Raw genomic sequence first — 3332 nt, forward strand, 5'->3', positions numbered from 1 at the left:
TCGGCGTCAAGCTCACCACGCTCCGCCCGGACCAGGCCGAGTACATCGGCGTGAAGGTCGAGGGCCCGTTCAAGCCCGACCACTACCGCTACTGAGCCGACCGCTCCTCACCGAGCACCGAGGCAGGCCCCCGCACCCCCGTGCCGGGGGCCTGCCCCGTTGGCGGACCGGCGACCGGCCCAGCCCCTCACGACCCAGGACCCCCATGCCCCGCGGCCGCTATGCGCTCCACGATCCGCACGATCGCACCCCCCTCGCCGAAGAACACTTCCACTGCGCCCCCGGACCCTCCGGCTGGCGCTACGTCTCCCAGCTGACCGCCCCCGCCGGCGATCACCTGGGCTCGGTCGACCTCACCCTCGACGCCCTCGGCCGCCCGCTCCGCCTCGAACTGCACGCCGCGAGCTGGCAGGTCCGCGGCGCCGCCCTCGACGGCGTCACCTGGGTGCGCACCGACCCCACCGGGGCCCACGCCACCGAAGGCAATGTGCGCGCCCACGCCTTCACCGGCTCGTCCCCCGCCTTCCTCGTCGCCACCGCCCGCCTCCTGCGCCTCACCCCCTCCGCCGCGGCCACCCGCGTACGCCTCGTCGCCTTCACCGACCCGGTCCTCGCCCCCCGCACCGTGGACCAGTCCTGGGCGTTGGTCGACAGAGAAACACACGCCACTGACAACGGCCCCCTGATCGTGGACGCGTACCAGGTCACGGCCCTGGACACGGGCGAACAACACACCGTGCACCTGGCCGGCGACGTCGTCCTGTCGGCGCCCGGGGTCGAGCTCGAGGACCTGGACTCACCGCCGTCGGACCTCGGCTGAGGCAGCGCCGACGACGGCGGTCACGCGGGCGGCACGAACCCCGTGGAGGGCCGCTCGGCCGACGCGCCCGCACCGCCGCCCGCTCCGGTCGGCCGGGGAACCTCGGTGCTCGCGGGCGGCGCGACCGGCGGAACCGCCGGAGGCACGGCGGCGGGCGCCCCGACGGGCGGCGGCACCGGCCCGCCCGCACCGGTGGGAGCGGGAGCAGCCGGAACGCCCCCACTGCCGAACGTCCGCTGCGCCTCCCGCGCCTGCCGCTCCTGCAGCACCGCCGCCAGGTACATCGCGGGCGGCACCCCCGGAGGCACCGGCGCCCCGGTGCGCCCCGCCACGTCCGACGCCAGCCGCTCCGCCATCGACCCGCCGACCTGCGGATCGAGCTGCCGCATCCGCGTCAGGTACTGACGGACGGCGAGCCACAGCGCGTCGGGCACCGCCGACAGATCGAGCCCGGAGAAACGCCCCGCCAGCCAGGGGGGAGGCGGCGGCACGAGACCGCCCTGCCCGGCCGGCACCCGCTCCCGCACGACCAGCGTCCCCGCGAACACGTCCCCCAGCCGCCGGCCGCGCGCCGACACCAGCGAGGCGACGCAGGCCACCACCCCGAACGTCATCAGGATCTCGATCACCCCGAGCAGCCCCCGCACCAGCGCGTGCCGGAACCGGATCGGCCCCCCGTCGTCCCGCACCACCCGCAGCCCGCACGCCAGCTTCCCGAGCGACCGCCCGTGCGTCAGCGTCTCGACCAGGATCGGCCCGCCCGCCAGCACCAGGACGAACGTCGCGATCGACACCGCCGTCTGCGCCGCCTCGTCCAGCGAGGCCGTCGCCGCCACCAGCCCGAGGGTCACCAGGATGTACACGGTCACGGCCGCCACCAGATCCAGCAGCACCGCCAGACCCCTGCTGGGCAGCTTCGCGGGGCGCAGCTCCAACGCCACCGCCTCGCCCGTCACCAGCTCACTCACGCCCGCCGCCCTTCCCTGGTCTGCCCCGGACACCGCCAGTCTGCCAAGCTGAGGGCACATCGCACCGCAGTACGAGCAGCCGGACAGCGCACTCGCCCATCCACCGGTCCGCGCGACCGCCGACGACAGCCGAGGAGCAGGCACACCGATGGACCTCGACGTCTTCGTCTCCGCCCACCGCGCGGAGTGGGACCGCCTCGACGCCCTGCTCAGGCGACGCCGCCGGCTCACCGGAGCGGAGGCCGACGAACTCGTCGCCCTCTACCAGCGCGCCGCCACCCACCTCTCGGTGATCCAGTCGGCCGCTCCCGACCCCCAGCTCACCGGCCGGCTCAGCCAGCTGGTCGCCCGCGCGCGCAGCGCGGTGACGGGCACCCGCCGGGCGTCCTGGCGCGACGCCACGCACTTCCTGACCCACGGCTTCCCCGCCGCCGTCTACCGCGCGCGTCACTGGTGGGTGCCGACGGCGCTGATCTCCACCGCCGTGGCCGCCCTGTTCGGCTGGTGGATAGGCACCAGCCCCGAGGTCCAGGCCTCCATAGCGGCGCCCGCCGAACTCCGCGAGATGACCCGCCCCGGCGGCCAGTACGAGACGTACTACTCCAGCAACCCGGCGGCCTCCTTCGCCGCCCAGGTGTGGACGAACAACGCGTGGGCCGCGGCCCTGTGCCTGATCCTCGGCGTCTTCCTCGGCCTGCCGGTGCTGTGGATCCTCTTCCAGAACATGCTCAACCTGGGCGTCGGCTTCGGCCTGATGTCCTCCGCCGGACGCCTCGACACCTTCCTCGGCCTGGTCGTCCCGCACGGCCTGCTGGAACTCACCGCGGTCTTCGTCGCCGCGGGCACGGGGCTCCGACTCGGCTGGACCGTCATCGACCCCGGCCCGCGCACCCGGCGCACCGCGCTCGCCGAGGAGGGCCGGGCCGCCCTCGCCATGGCGATCGGCCTCGCCCTGGTGCTCTTCGTCTCCGGCGCCATCGAAGGCTTCGTCACCCCCTCCGGCCTGCCCACCTGGGCCCGCATCACCATCGGCGTCGCCGCGGAGCTGGCCTTCCTGGCGTACGTCTACGTCCTGGGCGGACGGGCCGCCCGCGCCGGCGCCACCGGAGACCTCGAGGCGTCCGAACGCAGCGCTGACGTGCCCACGGCCGCCTGATGTGCGACCGGCCCCGGTGAGCTGCTAGTCTCCTCTTCGCCCCGCGGGAGCCGTTGACACGGTGCCGGTGGGGAGGTAGATTGGAGCAGTTGCCTGAGGATGGGTTCTGACCCGGAAGGCGACGGTGAACATCTACTGGCTTCCCGCCGGGACGCAGATTCCGCGGAAGCACCCCCCGACAAGTCGGAAATTCAAGGCCGGTAAATCCGCCCCGAAAGTTCTGATAAAGTCGGATCCGCCGGAAAGGAAAGCGCGAAAGCGTCGACCTGGAAAGCGCCGAGGAAATCGGATCGAAAAGATCTGATAGAGTCGGAAACACCGAAGGGAAGCGCCCGGAGGAAAGCCCGAGAGGGTGAGTACGAAGGAAGCGTCCGTTCCTTGAGAACTC

General features: G+C 73.3%; 4 protein-coding genes. 3 read left to right on the plus strand and 1 reads right to left on the minus strand.

From position 1 onward, the window contains the following. Both ACIQ8B_RS32875 and ACIQ8B_RS32880 read left to right on the plus strand, forming a co-directional pair. A partial coding sequence (locus ACIQ8B_RS32875) for an adenosylhomocysteinase (protein WP_403551993.1) occupies positions 1-95 on the plus strand: 95 nt, incomplete at its 5' end. A 110-nt stretch (positions 96-205) separates the two neighbouring features. Then, a complete protein-coding gene (locus ACIQ8B_RS32880; RefSeq protein ID WP_366252160.1) occupies positions 206-820 on the plus strand; it encodes a hypothetical protein in 615 nt (204 codons plus the stop codon). A 20-nt stretch (positions 821-840) separates the two neighbouring features. On the opposite strand, the gene ACIQ8B_RS32885 is transcribed toward ACIQ8B_RS32880, so the two are convergent. After that, on the minus strand, positions 841-1788 hold the full coding sequence (locus ACIQ8B_RS32885; protein WP_403551989.1) for an RDD family protein: 948 nt from the start codon (positions 1786-1788) through the stop codon (positions 841-843). 148 nt (positions 1789-1936) lie between these two features. Here ACIQ8B_RS32885 and ACIQ8B_RS32890 point away from each other — a divergent pair, with 148 nt between their 5' ends. Next, positions 1937-2944: a stage II sporulation protein M gene (locus tag ACIQ8B_RS32890; protein ID WP_403551991.1), complete on the plus strand. Its 1008-nt coding sequence runs from the start codon at positions 1937-1939 to the stop codon at positions 2942-2944. Positions 2945-3332 lie beyond the last annotated feature (388 nt).

This window comes from Streptomyces sp. NPDC096105 (assembly GCF_044763335.1).
Lineage (GTDB): Bacteria > Actinomycetota > Actinomycetes > Streptomycetales > Streptomycetaceae > Streptomyces.